General features: G+C 74.5%; 11 protein-coding genes and 2 pseudogenes. 6 read left to right on the top strand and 7 right to left on the bottom strand.

The window, feature by feature from the left end; genetic code table 11:
* Window positions 1–107 precede the first annotated feature (107 nt).
* Together ACTVZO_RS35625 and ACTVZO_RS35620 are read right to left on the bottom strand one after the other, a co-directional pair.
* A complete protein-coding gene (locus tag ACTVZO_RS35625; protein ID WP_443302268.1) occupies window positions 108–5,045 on the bottom strand; it encodes a DNA-binding protein in 4,938 nt (1,645 codons plus the stop codon).
* Window positions 5,042–5,908 (bottom strand): DUF4132 domain-containing protein, encoded by an 867-nt coding sequence (locus ACTVZO_RS35620; RefSeq protein WP_443302267.1) that lies wholly within the window; start codon window positions 5,906–5,908, stop codon window positions 5,042–5,044. Before ACTVZO_RS35620 ends, ACTVZO_RS35625 begins: the two co-directional genes overlap by 4 nt.
* A gap of 199 nt (window positions 5,909–6,107) precedes the next feature.
* Here ACTVZO_RS35620 and ACTVZO_RS35615 point away from each other — a divergent pair, with 199 nt between their 5' ends.
* Both ACTVZO_RS35615 and ACTVZO_RS35610 read left to right on the top strand, forming a co-directional pair.
* A complete protein-coding gene (locus tag ACTVZO_RS35615; RefSeq protein ID WP_443302266.1) occupies window positions 6,108–6,842 on the top strand; it encodes an HNH endonuclease family protein in 735 nt (244 codons plus the stop codon).
* Window positions 6,839–7,120 (top strand): hypothetical protein, encoded by a 282-nt coding sequence (locus ACTVZO_RS35610; RefSeq protein ID WP_443302265.1) that lies wholly within the window; start codon window positions 6,839–6,841, stop codon window positions 7,118–7,120. Before ACTVZO_RS35615 ends, ACTVZO_RS35610 begins: the two co-directional genes overlap by 4 nt.
* 29 nt (window positions 7,121–7,149) lie before the next feature.
* Here ACTVZO_RS35610 and ACTVZO_RS35605 read toward each other — a convergent pair whose 3' ends face one another.
* Window positions 7,150–7,683, bottom strand: a complete 534-nt coding sequence (locus ACTVZO_RS35605) for a GNAT family N-acetyltransferase (RefSeq protein WP_443302264.1) — start codon at window positions 7,681–7,683, stop codon at window positions 7,150–7,152.
* Between the two features lie 147 nt (window positions 7,684–7,830).
* Here ACTVZO_RS35605 and ACTVZO_RS35600 point away from each other — a divergent pair.
* A pseudogene (locus tag ACTVZO_RS35600) lies at window positions 7,831–8,676 on the top strand (molybdopterin-dependent oxidoreductase); the annotation flags it as partial.
* 8 nt (window positions 8,677–8,684) lie between these two features.
* Here ACTVZO_RS35600 and ACTVZO_RS35595 read toward each other — a convergent pair.
* Window positions 8,685–9,878 (bottom strand): alpha/beta hydrolase family protein, encoded by a 1,194-nt coding sequence (locus tag ACTVZO_RS35595; RefSeq protein ID WP_443302263.1) that lies wholly within the window; start codon window positions 9,876–9,878, stop codon window positions 8,685–8,687.
* 82 nt (window positions 9,879–9,960) lie between these two features.
* Window positions 9,961–10,947, bottom strand: a complete 987-nt coding sequence (locus ACTVZO_RS35590; protein ID WP_443302262.1) for an isopenicillin N synthase family dioxygenase — start codon at window positions 10,945–10,947, stop codon at window positions 9,961–9,963.
* A gap of 258 nt (window positions 10,948–11,205) precedes the next feature.
* Here ACTVZO_RS35590 and ACTVZO_RS35585 point away from each other — a divergent pair.
* Window positions 11,206–11,951 (top strand): annotated as a pseudogene (locus tag ACTVZO_RS35585) (VOC family protein).
* 11 nt (window positions 11,952–11,962) lie between these two features.
* Here ACTVZO_RS35585 and ACTVZO_RS35580 read toward each other — a convergent pair.
* Window positions 11,963–12,805 (bottom strand): class II glutamine amidotransferase, encoded by an 843-nt coding sequence (locus ACTVZO_RS35580; RefSeq protein WP_443302261.1) that lies wholly within the window; start codon window positions 12,803–12,805, stop codon window positions 11,963–11,965.
* Window positions 12,806–12,972: 167 nt separating this feature from the next.
* On the opposite strand from ACTVZO_RS35580, the gene ACTVZO_RS35575 reads away from it, so the two are divergent.
* Complete coding sequence (locus ACTVZO_RS35575; RefSeq protein ID WP_362301810.1) at window positions 12,973–13,161, top strand: DUF6381 family protein; 189 nt, start codon at window positions 12,973–12,975, stop codon at window positions 13,159–13,161.
* Window positions 13,162–13,320: 159 nt separating this feature from the next.
* Complete coding sequence (locus ACTVZO_RS35570; RefSeq protein ID WP_443302260.1) at window positions 13,321–14,163, top strand: DUF1206 domain-containing protein; 843 nt, start codon at window positions 13,321–13,323, stop codon at window positions 14,161–14,163.
* Window positions 14,164–14,211: 48 nt separating this feature from the next.
* Here ACTVZO_RS35570 and ACTVZO_RS35565 read toward each other — a convergent pair whose 3' ends face one another.
* Complete coding sequence (locus ACTVZO_RS35565; protein ID WP_443302259.1) at window positions 14,212–15,570, bottom strand: M64 family metallopeptidase; 1,359 nt, start codon at window positions 15,568–15,570, stop codon at window positions 14,212–14,214.
* Between the last annotated feature and the right edge of the window lie 126 nt (window positions 15,571–15,696).

The raw sequence follows: 15,696 nt of genomic DNA, 5'->3' as shown, positions 1-15,696 counted from the left end.
CCTCGCCTGCGGGCGAGGGCCGGGGGGGGGGAAGGACGACGGGTGCCCGCGCGGCCGGGAATCGGGATCAGGCGATCGGAGTCCGGGCCGTCAGGCCCGGGGCGCCCTCACGTCCGGCGGGCGCGGCCCCGCGTGCGCTTCACCTTGAGCTCCTCGAAGCGCGGGCCGTCGCCCTCCCGGACCCGCTGCCATGCCTTGCGGTAGAGGTCGGCGGCCGGTTCGGCGGGCACCAGCGGGCCCAGCAGGCGCTGCCCGTACATCGGGAGCTTCCACTGCTCCACCGGCAGCAACGGCGAGGCCATCTCCGCCCAGCCGCCCGGCAGGAACAGCGAGCGCCCGGCCCGGCTCCGGCCGGCCGGCACCACCAGGTCGGTGGCGGCCAGTTCGGCGCGGGCGGCCTTGAGGCGGGCCGGCTTCCAGCCGGTCCAGCGCGCGGTGTTGCGGTCGGTCGGGTCCGGCATGGCGAGCAGCATCAGGTAGAGGGCGGCCGCGTCTGTGCCGAGCCCGTGCTCCCCGGCGGCCTCCGTCACCAGGTCGGGGACCGAGCGGCCGGGGTCCTGCGGCCACCAGGTGCCGTCCTTGTCGACGGCGCCCGCGACCGGGGCGCCCGGGTCGGCGAGCAGCGCGGCGAAGCGCGGGTCGTGGGCGGCCCGCAGGGCCGTCTCGATCGCGGAGTGCCGCTGGTCGTCCCCGCGCAGGATCGCCAGGTACGGGTCGGAGCCGGTGGAGTCCAGCAGCGCCGGGCAGAGCGCCGACCGGGGCCGGTGGTCGTGGGTGGCCATGATCACCGCGCCGTACCGCTCGAATCCCTCACCGGTCTCGGTCGGTGTGCCCGCCGCCTGCCGGAATTCGGTGAGATCGCTGTAGTGCCCGCTCTCCAGCAGTAGTTCGGGGGCGGCGAGCCGCTGCCGTACGGCCGTCAGCGCGGGCGGCAGGGCCGCTCGTACGGGGTCGCCCGCGGGCAGCCGGTGCGCGAGCCAGGCCATCGCGCCGATGGCCGAGGTCAGGACGGCTGAGGTGAACGGGCGGGTGGCCGGCTCGCGGGGTTCCACGTGGTCGCCCTTCACCGTCCACGCCACGTCGACGGAGAGCTCCGGGGAAGCGGCCGGGTCGAGGAGCGCGGACAGGGCGCTGGGGACGGCCCATCCGGTGCGCAGGACGCGCGTGCCCTCGGTGAGCAGCCAGTCGGGCACGGGCGTGCGACGGCCGACGCGCCGGTTCCACACCTCGGCGGCGGCCGCCGCGTCGGGGCCTTCGGTCCACAGGAGGGCCGGGTCGGCGGGCAGCAGCGCGGCGACGACGGCCCGCCGGACCGCGACCTCGAGGCTCCTGAGCTCGTCGCGGGCGTGGGCGGCCTCGCCGGCCTTGAGGCCGAGGAGGGTGCGCAGCTCGGGGGTGAGGAAGTTGTTCCACCACATGTCGACGGAGGGCAGGCCGGCGATCAGCAGCCGGGCCAGTGCCCCGGGGACCCCGGTGAGCCGGGCGAACTCCTCCGCCGCCTCGGGGACGAAGGGCGCGGGGCCCCGGTCCGCCGCCTCGGTGAGGAACCGGGCCAGCCAGTCGGGGCCGCGCCCGGGGTCGCCCAGCGGGGCGTGGCCGCGCAGGGTGTAGGGCCCGGGGACGGTGAAGCGGCCGGCGGGGTCGTGGAACAGCGCGCCGAACTCATGGCCGTCGGGGACGGATTGGCTGTGCTCGGTCGTGGCGAGGACCGCTCCGCCGCCGAGCGGGAGCACGGCGCGCCCGTGCAGGTTGCGCTCGGCTCCGTCGGGGGTGCGCAGGTGGCGCTGGTCGAGGTGGACGAGGACGCGGCGCCAGTGGTCGGCGGATCCCTCGGCCGAGGCCAGGCCCGCCGCGTCGATCTCGTGGAGCATGCAGACGAGGGCGGCGCGCTGCTCGTCGGTGGTCCCGGCGGCGACGGCGCGGTAGGCGATGGCGGCGGGCTGGTCGAGCAGCGGTGTCCAGTCCAGCGCGGAGTAGGGAAGGGCGGGCACGTCGAAGTGCAGCCTGCCCGGTACGGCGACCGCCGCGGTGTCGCCGCGGGCCGCCGCGAGTTCGCGCAGGAAGCGGTGGGCGACGTCCGTGTCGGCGCCGCCGCGGTAGTAGCGGGAGCCGGTGAGTCCGTTCAGCGCCTGGTCGATCAACTCGTCGGTGGGGCCCTGGGGGCCGGTCTCCGCGGCTTCGGCGTCCGCGCCGAGGCGCGCGGCGATCCTGTCGAGGGCCTTCTGCTGGACGAGGGCGAAGCGCAGCACCTCGATGACGCCGCCGACCAGCTCGGGGGCGGTGACCTGGGGCAGGGCCGCGTTCACCAGGGCGGGCAGGTCCTCGGCCCGCTCCGCCGCGGCGGCGGACTTGAGCAGGGCGGCGACGGTTTCCCGGTCGGCGGTGCGCAGCGCGGCCGAGCCCTCGGGGTCGCGGGGGCGCAGGGCGTACCAGTGGGAGAGCGGGGGGAGGTTCACGCTGCCGGTGGCGTAGGGCACCCGGCGCTCGTCGTCGCGCGTCTTGGCGGTGACCACCCCGTCGGGGTCGCTGATCCTCAGCTCGTGGTAGTGGGCCGACAGGGCGCGCGGCCGGTCGTCGCCGGGGAAGGCGAGTGCCGCGAGCGGCATGTTGGCGCCTTCGGGGGCGGTGACGGTGCGTCCGCTGGTGTCGGCCGCCCGCCAGCCGTGGCCGGGGACGCGGGCGGCGCGCCAGCCGAGCAGGCCGCCCTCGGGTGCGCCGAGCACCGAGCCGGGCACGGTGGGCGTGGGCCGCAGCCGACAGGAGGACCCGCCGGAGGCGGCCTGCACCGGGTGACCGTCGAGGCTGTCGGTGAGGAATCCGGGCAGGGAGAACCGGCCGAGGTCACCGGTGGCGGGGTCGTACTCCCGCCAGCCCCGCTCGTTGGCCTGGTCCCGGTGCTGCCACACCCAGTACGAGGCGCCGTCGGACAGCATGGGCCGCTCGTCCGGCAGCCTGGTGTCGCCCCGGTGCAGGATGCCGCCGCCGGTGGCGCGCCCGCCGCCCGGGAGGGGCAGGCTGAGGTGTTCGGAGCGCAGCTGCCAGTTCGGACGGGCGGTGTCGAGGGTGAGGACGGTGCCGGGCGAGGTGTGCCAGTAGCCCTCCGTCCCGTTGCTGCTCCAGGAGCTCCAGAAGACGAGCAGTTCGCCGTCGACGTAGTGGAATCCGTGGCGGTAGTGGGAGCCTGCGGGGACCCGCAGGTCGTGCGTGAGGACGGTGGAGTCGGCGTCGATGACCCGGACCTGCGTGGCGTTGGCCACGATGAGGTGGGGCCAGGCCTCGACGACGGTCAGGCCGCGCCGGTCCTGGGTGGCCAGTTCGGCCACGGCGTTCTCCCAGGAGGGCCAGGCCAGTTCCTCGAAGAGTCCGCCGCGCAGGGTACGGGCGAGGGTTTCGGCGAGGTCCGCGGCGGCGGCTCCGGCCACTTCGGCGGGGGCGAGTTCGAGGGCCTCGACGGGCAGCCAGGTCAGGCGCTGGATGGCGTCCGGGACGCCGGGCAGCCCGGCGGCGGTGGAGGCCCGCGCGACGCCGCGCACCCACTCGGCCAGCAGCGGGCGGCCACCGGGCGAGGCGGCGACGCGGCGGACGATGTCGTCGCCGCTCTCGCCGAGGCTGTTGAGCGCACCGTGGAAGGCCGGGTGGAACCGCTCGTCTGCGGCGAGGGCGAGCAGGTCCCGGCGCTGGTCGGAGCGCGCCCAGTCGTCCAGGTTCAGCCGGTCGTGCCGGTAACTGCCGCGCTTGGTGTCGGGGTCGGCGACCGGGACGCCCAGGGTGAGCAGAAGGTCGAGGAAGTCGGCGTCCTGGACCCCGACGCGCAGGCCCGCTTCGCGGCCGGGCCGCACGAGTTCGGCGCGGAGCTGTCCTGCGCAGCGCTCGACGAGGTCGAGGAGCACGGCGGGCGTGGTGCGCCGGCCCCAGCCCGTGTGGCGGGCGGCGTGGAAGCGCTCCAGCCAGCCCGCCGTGCCGTCGGCGCAGCGCTGGTCGGCGGGGAGGTCCTCGGATACCAGCCCGGCGGTGGCGCCGGATTCGTCCAGGACCTCCAGCCACAGGTCGGTGAGTTCGACGCCGTCGCCGCCGCCGGGCGGGGTCAGCCCGAGGAGCGTGCCGCGTACGGAGGGCACGCGCCCGGCCAGCTCGACCAGGGCGGTCCGGTGGGCCTTCCACCAGCCGAGCGGGGCGCGCAGGGTGGCGGGCAGCGGCAGCAGGTCGGCGAGGTAGTCCTGCTCGGGCTCGCTGCCGGTCAGGCCCGCGGCTCGGGCGAGGCGGCGCAGTTCGGTGGCGGCCTGGGCGGAGGGCGGCAGCCCGCCGGCGGTGCGGCGTACGCACAGGCGGCGGAAGCGGCGGTAGGCCTCGGCGGGGCTGACCCGGAGGGCCAGCTCCTTGCCGTAGCCGGTGAGCACCTTCACGGGGAGGGCGCCGGCCAGGGCGAATTCGAGGAAGACGGCGTCGAGCCGGTCCTCGTCGACGCCGAGGCCGTACTGGGCCTCGGCGGCGCGGGCGCGCCCGAACAGCTGGGCGGCGTAGGTGGTGTTCTCGACGGCCAGGAAGGTGCGGGCGGCCTGCTCGTGGAAGACGGGCAGGAAGTGCGGCACGGAGGCGGCGAGCCGGCCGGCGAGTTCGATGCAGGCGTCGAGCGCGGCCTTGGGCTGCGTCTTGGCCTGGCGGCTGATGCGGTCGAGTTCGGGCACGACGGCGAGGGCGTGGTGGCCGTCCTCGGGGTGGTGGACGAGGACCCATTCGGGGAAGCCGAGTGCCTGGCGGTGACCGAGGCCGACGACGGGCGGCTCGGCCTGTTCGGGTACCAGGCCCAGGAACCCGGCGGCCAGGTCCTCGGCCGCGCCCAGTTCGGCGGCGGCCAGCCGGACGACGACGCGGTCGTCGCCGAGGGCGGGGTGGCGGTAGGAGCGGGCCGTCAGGTCGACGGCGGTCCGGCCCGCGTCCGCGGTGCCGAGCGGCAGTACCGCGCCGGCCCTGAGCAGCAGTTCGGCCTCGCTCACGGGCGCACCGTCCTTACCGGTGGTGCTGGTGTTGTCGTCGGTGGTGCTCACGCGTCCCCGCCCTCCTCGATCTTGCGCCCGGCGTACAGTGCCGCGGCCATCCGCATCCCCTCGGACCAGGCCACCGGTCCGACCTCGGCCGGGCGTACGGTCCGGCCCTCCCCGTCGTGCCAGGTCAGCGCGCCGGTGCTGGTTTCCGCGTCGTAGTAGGGCTCGCCGATCCACACCGCGGCCTCCGAGGCCCGGCCGGTGTCGCGGACCTTGCAGGTGGCGTAGCCGCCGGAGACCCGGTAGCCGAGGCCCGTCGCCCGCGCGGCGAGGCTGAAGCGGGTGGGGAAGACCCCGCCCGCGTAGTCCTTCACCTCGGTGGCGGTGGCGGCGAGCCCGGCCGGCTTCTGCCAGGTGGCGCGGTGGATCTGCTCGACCCGCTGCACGATGCCCAGTTCGGCCGCGAAGTCCCGTACGTCGTCCAGGTCGGGCAGCAGCACCGGGTGCGGCAGGGTCACGGTGCGCGGGGACAGCCGTACGGTCTCCCCGTCGAGGTTGACCACCTTCAGCTCACCGGACTCGGTGGCGTCCCGCAGGAAGCCCACCTCGTCCGGGTCGTCCCCGACGACGGCCAGGTCGCGCAGGGCGCTCTGCCAGGCCTCGTCCCGCCAGACCCGGGCGAGCAGCGCCGTCGGCACGGGCAGCGAGGACACCATCCAGGTGTCGGCCTGTGCGACGCACGCCGCCTCGTGCCGGTCGAGCCACTCGGCGAGCCGGCGCAGCCGGTCCACTTCGGGATGGTCCTTCAGCGCCCTGGGCAGGGCCTTCAACTGCCGCCCCGCGGAGCGGCCCGTGACGGAACGCGCCGCCACCCGCCCTTCCACGAGGGCGATCTCGTACCCCTCGCCCGCTGCCACCCATGCCATCAGCCCGTGTCCCTCCGCCTGTCCCGGCCCTGTCCACGCAGCTCGGACAGGGGGGTGGGAACCCCCCTGAGCTGCGGTATGCGGGGAGACTAGCGAGCGCCACTGACAACGTCCGCCGGAGGGTGGGTGGTCGGTTTTTTGTCCGGTTCTGGGTAGTGTTCAGGGGACATTGACGCGGAGTCGGTTTGGGGTGGGGTCCATGGTTCGTCAGATACGGGTGCCCGGTGCGGTCCTGGCGGCTTCGCTGCTGTTGCTCTCCCTGGCCGGCTGCTCCGATCCGGCCGCGCCCGGCGCGGACAAGGGCACGGGCCCCGACCCCAAGGCCTCGGCCTCGCGTGCGGCGCCACCCGCCGCGGACGGGAAGCCCGCCGGCGGGGACGTGCTGCCCGGCATGGTCACCACGGCCGCGGCCCGCACGCAGCTGGCCGCGCTGAAGGTGGCACCGGCCGGCACGATGGCCGGGTACAGCCGGGACAAGTTCACGCACTGGGCTCAGCAGGGCAACAAGTGCGACACCCGCGAGGTCGTCCTCGAGCGGGACGGCACCGACGTGAAGCGGGACGCCGAATGCCGGGCCGTGTCCGGTTCGTGGAAGAGCCTCTACGACGCCGTGGCCGTCACGGACGCGGCCAAGATGGACATCGACCACATGGTGCCGCTCGCCGAGGGCTGGCGCTCCGGCGCGGCCGGCTGGGACGCCGCCCGGCGCAAGGCCTTCGCCAACGATCTCGCCAACCCCCAGCTGCTCGCGGTCACCGCCGCCTCGAACCGGTCGAAGGGCGACCAGAGCCCCGACCTGTGGCAGCCGCCGGACAAGTCCAGCTGGTGCCAGTACGGGCGGGCCTGGACCACCGTCAAGTCCGTCTACGGGCTGACCGTCACCGAACCGGAGAAGAAGATGCTCACGACCATGCTGGACACCTGCGCCTCATGACCGGCGGACAGCAGTGGCAGGACGAGGTGCTCGCCGGGCCGGGCGGCGCGATGACCGACGAGGTGGGCGTGATCACCGGCCCGCTCACCCTGTGCACCACGGCGGTGGCCGGGGGGCTGGCCAGGTTCGACGTCCAGTACAAGGACGCCGACGAGTGGTACACGCTCACCGGCAGCCCCCGGCCCCACCACGGCGACCCGGCCGCCCTGCACGCGGCGGCCCTCGAAGCGGTCCGCGCGGGCCACGCGGCCCAGGCCCCGGGGACCGCCCCGGCCTAGGTCGTCTCGTTCGGGCCGGGGTCCGTGGCTCAGGCCTCGTACTCGGTGAGGTCGATGGCGTGGATCCGCAGGAGGTGGCCGTGCTCGGGGTGCGCCGTGTCGTGGTCGGTGACCATGCCCAGCTTGCGGATCACGTTCTCGGACTCCTCGTTGCCGACCCGGTTCACGGCGACGACCCGGTCCAGCCCCCGGTCCTGGAGCGCGTACTCCAACGTGGCGTGCGCCGCCTCGGAGGCGTAGCCCTGGCCCCAGTACTGGCGGCCGAGCCGCCAGCTGATCTCGACGGCCGGAAGCACCTCGGGCAGGTACTCGGGCACCGAGAGCCCGACGACGCCGATGAGCTCGCCGGATCCGAGGAGCTCGACGGCGAAGAGGCCGAAGCCCTCCTCGTCCCACTCCTCCTCCCAGCGCTCGATGTCCTCGGCGGTCTCCTCGAGGTCGCGGACCGAACCGTCGCCGATCCACCGCATCACCTCCGGGTCCCCGTTGATCTCGGAGAGGGGGACGAGGTCGTCGTCGGTCCAGCGGCGCAGGATGAGGCGGGGGGTCAGGATCTCGGTCATGCGGCCCATCCTGCCGAACACCGCGGGCCGGCGGTAATCGGGCCCCGGCCGTTGCGTGCGTGTTGCGGGTTCGTGGCCATCGCGGCGGGTGTCTTCCGGCGGCCCGCCGCCGGGCCTACCGTCCGTCGGTATCCGCGACCTGCAAGGAGTGTCCCCGCGGTCGAGCGGACGCTGTTCATCGAGTGCGCGGGCAACGGCCGGAGCTTCTACGCCTCGCAGCAGGGCCGGCAGGTCACCGGCACCGCCTGGACCCTGGGCGCGATCGGCGTCGCGCGCTGGCGCGGCGCGCGGCTGTCGGACGTACTGCGGCGGGCGGGGGTGACGCGCGGTGCGGTCGACGTGCTGCCGCGGGGGCTGGACGACGAGGTCGTCACCAACGGGGTGAACCTGGGGCGGGTGCGGCGTCCGCTGCCTGTCTCCAAGGCGCTGGACGACGTACTGCTCGCCTACGAGATGAACGGGGAGCCGCTGCCGCCCGACCACGGCGGCCCGGTCCGCCTGGTCGTTCCCGAGTGGATCGGGATCTCCTCGGTCAAGTGGGTCGGGGACATCGAGGTCAGCGACGCGCCGCTGTACTCGCCGTGGAACACCGACACGTACCGGCTGTTCGGGCCCTCCTACGCGCCGGAGGGCGCCCCGATGGGCCGGCAGACCCTCAAGAGCGCGTTCGAGCTCGAGCTGGGGGCGGCCGTGCCCGTGCACCGGACCCGGCTGCTGACCGGGCGTTCCTGGTCGGCTGCCGCCCCTGTGGAGCGGGTGGAGGTGAGCACCGACGGCGGTGCCCGCTGGAAGCGGGCCAGGCTGCACGACGCGCCGCGCCGGGGCAGCTGGGTGCGCTGGTCGCTGCCGTGGACCCCGCGGGCCACGGGCGCCACCGCGCTGCTGGCCCGGGCGACCGACGCCACCGGGCGCACGCAGCCCGCGACGACCCCGCACAACACGCAGGGCTATCTGTTCGACGCGGTGGTGCGGCACCCGGTGACGGTGGTCTGAGCGGTGGTTCACGGTGTGTGGAAGCGGACTTCCGGCGCCTCGGGGGACGGCCCGTCCAGGAGGGGCTGGGGCCTGCCCTTGAGGTGCTGGTCGAAGAAGGCCGCGACATAGCGCCGGGTCAGCTCGACCGAGCGGGCTCCGGGCAGCGGGACCTCGGGGTCGGGCAGGCCCAGCTGTTCGGCCAGGGCCGGGAAGTCGCTGAAGGTGAAGTGGCCGGAATCCGCGAAGGTGATCCAGCGCTTCCAGCCGTCGAACCGGGGCCAGTCGCGGTCCCAGCTCGGATTGCCCCCGGGGACGCCGTCCTGCGCGCCGAGCAGCATGAAGGGGCGCCCGCCGAGCCCGGTCGCGGGGGCCGGCGTGGCGAGTCCGCCGTCCATGTTGACCCCGGCGCGGACCCTCGGGTCGGCGGCCATCGCGGCGAGCGCCGAGGCGCCGCCGATGGAGTGGCCGGCCATGGCGATGCGGCCCGTGTCGATGAGGCCGGAGTGGCGCCAGGCGGGTTGGCGGCCGGTGAGGCGGTCCAGGAGGAAGGTCACGTCGCGGGCGCGGCTGTCGCTGACCTCCCGCATGGGGGTGCCCGCCTCCGCCTGTTCGCAGGCCAGGCACTCCAGCACGCGTCCGCCGGGGAAGGCGGTGCCCACGCTCTCGTAGGCGTGGTCGACGGCGGCGACCACGTACCCGCGGGAGGCCAGGTCCTCGGCCAGCGAGGTGAGGGTGGAACGGTGGACTCCGAAGCCCGGGGAGAGGACGATCAGCGGGTACCGACCGGCGGCGGGCCGGGCCTGGGACCGGGCGTGCACGGCCGTGCCGGCGAGGGTCTCGGCCGGGATCACCCCGTCCAGCTCCCGGTCGGCCAGCAGCAGCCGGGCCTCCTCCCCGGTGAGGTAGCGCACGGGGCCGCCGGAGCCCCGCTGCGCCGGGTAGCGCATGGTGACCATCAGCTCACGCGGTCCGGACCCCGCCCACGGGTCCGTACGCCCGCGGTCCACGAGGTGGAGCGTCTCCTGCCCGACGGGGAAACGGCCGGTGGGGCGCGGGAGTTCCGGGGCGGCGCGGCGGCTGTCGGCCGCGGCCCGGGCGTCGGCCGACGGGGCGGACGCGGCGGCCGCGGCCGGGCCGGCGGCCGTGAGGGACAGCGGCAGGAGGAGGGCGGTTAAGGCCGCGGCAGCGGCGGTCGCGGTGGCCGTTCGGCGTCGGTTCATGCCTCCGAAGCTACTCAGCACGCCCTGTCCGATCATCAACTCACAGGAGGAGAGGGCCGTCCCACTCCGGAAGGAGACCGGGTCAGCCCGGAGCCGCACTCCCGTCGCCGACGCTGATCGCACGGAGCTTCTCCCGCAGGTACAGGTGGGAGTCGACGGGGTCGTGCACCACGCGCCCGACGGGCGCGGGCAGGGACTCCACGCGGGTGTGCGCGTCGCATTCGTAGAAGTAGACGAGCGAGATCAGTTCCTCGGCGGGCGCGTCGGCGGGCGGCGGCAGGACGCGGTGGCGGCCCGCGCGCCAGCGGTCACCGGTCCAACGAGCCATCAGGTCGCCGATGTTCACGGTCAGCGCGGCCGGGTCGTACGGGGCGTCCTGCCAGCCGTCGGCGTCGGTGTGGATCTGCAGCCCGCCCGCGCCCTGCTGCCGGTCGAGGACGGTGACCGTGCCGAAGTCCGTGTGGGCCCCGATGCGGAACTGGCCGGGCAGCGGGGGCCCGACGATCTCGGCGCCCGGGTACCAGTTGACGTTGAACCCCCAGGTGGGGTGTGAGGTGTGGCGGGTGAAGTGGTCCTCTTCGAGGCCAAGGGCGGTGGCCAGCAGACGCAGCAGTTCGTCGGAGAGGGCCCGCATCAGGCCCAGGTACTCGGTCACCAGCGGACGCAGCGGGGGCACCTGCGCGGGCCACGCGTTGGGACGGAACCACTCGGCGTCCACGGCGGGCACACCCGTGGGTTCGTCCGCCGCCCAGGACCAGGACTCCTTCAGGTCGGGCGGCGAGGCCGTGCCCTCCGCGTAACTGTTGGCCTCGGCGCCGGGGCCGAGCCAGCCGCGGCCGCCGACCGTCACCGCGTACGGCGCCTTGGCGCTGCCCGGCAGCAGGAAGAACTCGCGCGCGGCCGCCCTGATCCGCGCGGGCAGCGAGGGATCGACTCCGTGCCCGGTCACCAGCAGGAATCCGGCGGCCCGCAGGGCCTCGTCGACGCGGGCCGCCGTGCGCGCCCGGGCTGCGGAGCCGCCCGAGCGCCAGGGCTCGAGATCGATCACGGGGACCTGGGAACTCGCCATGGGAGACCTGCCTTCCGGGCCTGCGGGGGTGGCGTCCGCGTCACGGGACTCCGAGGCTATCGCCGCCCACCGCTCACTGGTAGTGACCACATGGTGACGTGCTCTGGGCCCCGGTCGAGAGGTTCCTCCCGAAATGGACCAGAATGGTTCGGTGGGAGGGTGGGGGCGGTCGTGCGTGCCGGGGGCTCATGGAGGACGGAGCGAGCGGTGAGGACATCGACGAAGGAGGTCTTCGGCGCGCCCTGCTGGGTGAGCCTGATGGCCCGCGACCTCGGCACGGCGCAGCGCTTCTACGGTGCGGTCGTGGGCTGGACCTTCCGGCGGGCCCGGCTCGGCGAGGCGTTCTCGGTCGCCGAACTGGACCACGTGCCGGTGGCGGGCATCGGCGCGCTCGCCTCCGACCTGGGCGTGGCGGTGGCCTGGACCCCGTACTTCGCCGTCGACGACGCCGACGCGGCGGCCGACCGCGTCCGGGAGCGCAGCGGCACCATCGCGGTCGGGCCGGTCTCCTTCGCCACCGGCGGCCGCGCGGCGCTGGCCGCCGATCCCGACGGCGCCGTCTTCGGCATCTGGCAGGGCGCCGTCTCCACCCACTGGCGGGTCGGCAAGGGCCAGGCGCCGGCCTGGCTGGAGCTGCGGACCAGGAACGCCTTCGACGGGCGATCTTCTACGGGGCGGTGCTGGAGTGGGCCACCGGCCGCGCCGGCTGCTGCGAGGTGTCCTACGAGGAGGACCAAGTGGTGCTGAGGCAGGGCGGCGAGCCGGTGGCGCGCCTGAACAGCGGCCCGGTCGAGCCGGCCGCCTACTCCTCGCACACCCGGCCGCGCTGGCACGTCCACTTCCGCGTCCCGCGGCTGCGGCCCGCCCTCGAGGCCGCCGTGGAGCTGGGCGGGCGTACGGTCTCGGACATCGCCTCGAACGCCGGCGAGCGGTGGGTCGCGCTCCGCGATCCGGACGGGGCCCTGTTCACCCTGACGACCGCGCTGGCCACGGACACCGCCTGACGGCCGGCCGTCTACGGTTCGGGCACGAAGGGCAGGTAGTCCACACCGGGCGCGGCGGGGATCACCGCGTAGCTGGCCTCCGGCAGTTCGTTCCACACGCCGGGGAGGTCGCCCAGCGGCTCGGACACCACCAGCCGCGTCGCGTCGGACACCTCCGCGAGGAAGGGCAGCTCGGGGTGGAGGTGGCGGACGGTCTCGGCGGCGCTGCTGTAGAAGAGCGACCTGGACTTGCCCTGGCTCGCGTAGCGGAACGCCCAGAGGCGCTCGCCGTCGCTCACGGCGACCGTCATCTGGAGCGGGTCGCTCACGCCGTGCTCCTTGCCGAGCCGTTCCACCAGACCGACCATCCGCGCCACGGCGCCCGGCACGTCCTGGTCGAGGCCGTAGGTGACCGCCAGGTAGAACATCACCTCGGAGTCGGTGGAGCCCTCGATGCAGGGGAAGAGGGCCGGGTCCACCGCCATGCACAGGTCGCGCTGGAGCCGGTGGAAGTCGGCGATCGCACCGTTGTGCATCCACATCCACCGCCCGTGCCGGAAGGGGTGGCAGTTGGTCTGCTGGATGGCGGATCCGGTGGAGGCGCGCACGTGGGCGAAGAACAGCGGCGAGCGGACGTGCCCGGCCAACTCCCGCAGGTTGCGGTTGTTCCAGGCCGGTGCGATGTCCTTGAAGACGGCGGGCGTCCCGTCACCGCTGCCGTCCGCGCTGTACCAGCCGACGCCGAACCCGTCACCGTTGGTCGACTCGACGCCCATCCGCGCGTGCAGGCTCTGGTTGATGAGCGAGTGCTCCGGGCGGTAGAGGACCGCGTCGAGCTGCAGCGGTGAACCCGAGTAGGCGAGCCAGCGGCACATGAACACCATCCCCTTGTCAGCCTGGTCCGAGCCTAATCCCGCGGGCAGGGTACGGCGCGTTTGCACGCCCGGACGGGTCACGCTCGGTGACGGTTCGAGATGCGGGTGCACGGCGCTGCTGCTTCGCTGAATCCGCCCGCTCTCCCCCACCGATCCAAGGAGCGATCATGAGCGTTTCAGGCGAGTCCCGCGGCCGGTCCCAGCAGATGCGCGCCAAGGCCCAGGAACTGAACGATGCGGCCGACCGCTCACAGGATCCGGAGGAGAAGCAGCGGCTGCGCGACAAGGCCCGCCGGCTCCAGGAGCAGAGCGAGCAGGAGGGCCGGATGGACGACCGGGGCATGGACCCCATGTAGTCCGCTCTCCGCCGGCCCCTTGCGCACCCCGGCCGGTGGCAGCCGCGATCCCCGTCGCGGCGGCCACCGGCCGCCGCGTTGCCCCGGCGGCCCGGACCGGTGCGGACCGGTGCGGCGGCGCGCGGGCATGGAGCGGCCCGCCCCGGGTAGCCGCGTGTCATGACGAGCGGCGGCAAGACACGCGAAAGCGCGGCGCGCGAGGGTGTGCGTACCGCCTCACGGGGCGGCACGGGCCGCGAAGTGGTGGCCCGGTGCGGGCTGGTGGCACGCGGCGTGCTGTACGTGCTGGTCGGGCTGCTCGCGCTGCGGGTGGCCTTCGGTGACGGCGGGCAGGAGGCGGACCGCACGGGCGCGCTGCAGGAGCTCGCCCGGCAGCCCCTCGGCGGTTTCCTCGTGTGGGCCGTCGGCGTCGGCGTGGTGTGCATGATGCTGTGGCGGCTGTCGGAGGCGGTGTTCGGCGCGGCGGGCCCCGACGGCCACAAGGCGGGCAAGCGGCTGGCGTCGGCGGCCCGGGCGGTGTTCTACGGAGCCGTCGCCTTCTCGGTGCTGTCCTTCGCGGCCGGGTCCGGCGGCGGGCAGTCCGGCGACGAGCAGTCGCGTGACGTGACGGCCAGGGTGATGGAACTGCCGGGCGGTCCGTGGTGGGTCGGGGCGGCCGGTACGGCGATCGCCGTCGGGGGCGCCGTGATCGCCGTACGGGCCGCGATGCGCACCTTCCTCAAGCACCTGAAGACGGACCGGATGCCGGAGGGGGTCCGCAAGGCGGTCGAGTTCCTCGGTGTGACCGGCGGCGTGGCCCGCGGCGCCGTCTTCGCCGCGGCGGGCGCCTTCGTCGTGTACGCGGCGGTGCGCTTCGACCCGTCGGAGGCGAAGGGTGTCGACGACACCCTCCGCGCGTTCACCCAGACCCCGGCGGGACCGTGGCTCCTGGTGCTGGTCGCCGCCGGGCTCATGCTGTTCGGGCTGTTCTCCTGGGCGATGGCCGCCTGGCGCCGGGTCTGAGGGACGGGGACCCGGCGGCGGGGCGGCAGGGCAGCAGGGCGGACGGGCTCAGAGGCGGACCTTCCACTCGGCCGTGGACCGCAGGGTGCGGGCGATCTCCGGGTCGCGCACCGAGGGGGTGCGGTCCTCGGCCGTGACCGTGAGCCGGTGGGTGCGCGGGTCGAAGAGCCACAGGTCCGCCACCGCCACCTCGGTGCGGCCCTCGAACCTCTTCAGCTCCCTGCCGTCCAGGTACCACCTGACCCGGAGCTGACGGCCGTCCGCTCCGGCCAGCCTCGGCACGGCCGCCTTCGCCGTGTGCCGTAGCCGCAGGGTGCGGTCGGTCGGGGTGAGGGGCGTGACGGTCCGCGCGTGCCGGTGGAAGCCGCCGATCATCGCCTCGACGCCGGGCAGGTTGAAGGGCCTGCCCAGCACCCGCATGATCGAGTTATCCGTGGGCCGGTACAGCCCGGTGGTGTAGTACCCGCCGCCCTCGTACGTGCCGACCGTGCCGCCGTCCGGGGAGGTTTCGCCGAGCCAGCGGTGCCACTTGGCCCGCCGGCCGGCCATCCGGTCGGCGGTCAGGGCGGAGCTGTTGGACTCGGCGGGCTCGGGGCCGGCGTACTCCTCGTACTCCGGGACGCCGGCGTAGAAGTACTCGTCGGCGAGCTTGCCGAGCGAGTGGCCGGTCTCGTGGATGGCCACCTGGCCGGACTTCGGGTGGCCCGCCGAGGCGGTCGATATGCCCTCGTAGCCGAGCGTGGCGCTGGGCTCGTTGTAGCCGGCTCCGCCGTACTTGGCGCTGTTGGCCAGCACGATGACCAGGTCGGCCGCCGGGGCCTTCGCCACGTACGCGTCGACCTTGGGCTGGTCCACGCACAGGAGCCGTTCGATCTCCTCGCACCAGAAGTACGAACCGAGGGCGGTGTCGCGGACGGTGGACGGGGTGGGGTCGCCGGAGACGCCGGACTCGCGCGAGACGGCGTCGACCGTCCACACGTTGAAGAGGTTGCGGTAGGTGGTGTACGGCTCGACGGCCGTCACCTCGTCCCACTTCTGCCGGGCGTCGGTGCGGAACCGTTCCAGCTCGGCCGAGGTGTAGCCGTCGCCGATGACGACCACGTCGAGGCGGTCGCCCGTGGGGCCGTTGTCGATCATCTTGGCGACCTCGCCGTCGGCGGCCCGCTCGGCCTCGGAGAGCCCGCCCGCGGTCTTCGCCCGGGCCCCGGCGGCCGGTACGCGGATGTGGCCGGACCCGGCGTCGCCGCCGTGCTCCGGCCCCGGTATCTCGACCTCGAACCCGCCCGCCGGCGGCGCCGTGCCGGCCGCGCCGGCCGGCGCCGCCGTCATCAGAACGGCCGCCGCGCAGGCTGCCGCGAGGGCGGCGCGCAGCACCGGCCCCCTGATCCGGCCTCTGACTGGACGCATGAAGTCCTCCCCCTGGAAAGGCAGTCGATCCGACGATTAAGCAGGAAGTTAAGTCTGCTGAATCGGTTGCTTAAACTAGGTGGCGCGCGGGGCGTGCGCAATGACCTGATCCCCCTGAATACTGGG

The organism is Streptomyces sp. IBSNAI002 (assembly GCF_052244475.1).
Taxonomy (GTDB): domain Bacteria; phylum Actinomycetota; class Actinomycetes; order Streptomycetales; family Streptomycetaceae; genus Streptomyces.
The sequence above is the reverse complement of the archived record's forward strand: the minus strand, read 5'-3'. Positions and strand labels throughout refer to the sequence as shown.

What these genes read in the sequence shown, in the direction of transcription:
- ACTVZO_RS35615 (WP_443302266.1), top strand. Translation starts at nt 6,108, where the DNA reads ATGGTTCGTCAGATACGGGTGCCCGGTGCGGTCCTGGCGGCTTCGCTG.
- ACTVZO_RS35605 (WP_443302264.1), bottom strand. Translation starts at nt 7,683, where the DNA reads ATGACCGAGATCCTGACCCCCCGCCTCATCCTGCGCCGCTGGACCGAC.
- ACTVZO_RS35570 (WP_443302260.1), top strand. Translation starts at nt 13,321, where the DNA reads ATGACGAGCGGCGGCAAGACACGCGAAAGCGCGGCGCGCGAGGGTGTG.
- ACTVZO_RS35580 (WP_443302261.1), bottom strand. Translation starts at nt 12,805, where the DNA reads ATGTGCCGCTGGCTCGCCTACTCGGGTTCACCGCTGCAGCTCGACGCG.
- ACTVZO_RS35565 (WP_443302259.1), bottom strand. Translation starts at nt 15,570, where the DNA reads ATGCGTCCAGTCAGAGGCCGGATCAGGGGGCCGGTGCTGCGCGCCGCC.
- ACTVZO_RS35590 (WP_443302262.1), bottom strand. Translation starts at nt 10,947, where the DNA reads ATGGCGAGTTCCCAGGTCCCCGTGATCGATCTCGAGCCCTGGCGCTCG.
- ACTVZO_RS35610 (WP_443302265.1), top strand. Translation starts at nt 6,839, where the DNA reads ATGACCGGCGGACAGCAGTGGCAGGACGAGGTGCTCGCCGGGCCGGGC.
- ACTVZO_RS35620 (WP_443302267.1), bottom strand. Translation starts at nt 5,908, where the DNA reads ATGGCATGGGTGGCAGCGGGCGAGGGGTACGAGATCGCCCTCGTGGAA.
- ACTVZO_RS35575 (WP_362301810.1), top strand. Translation starts at nt 12,973, where the DNA reads ATGAGCGTTTCAGGCGAGTCCCGCGGCCGGTCCCAGCAGATGCGCGCC.
- ACTVZO_RS35595 (WP_443302263.1), bottom strand. Translation starts at nt 9,878, where the DNA reads ATGAACCGACGCCGAACGGCCACCGCGACCGCCGCTGCCGCGGCCTTA.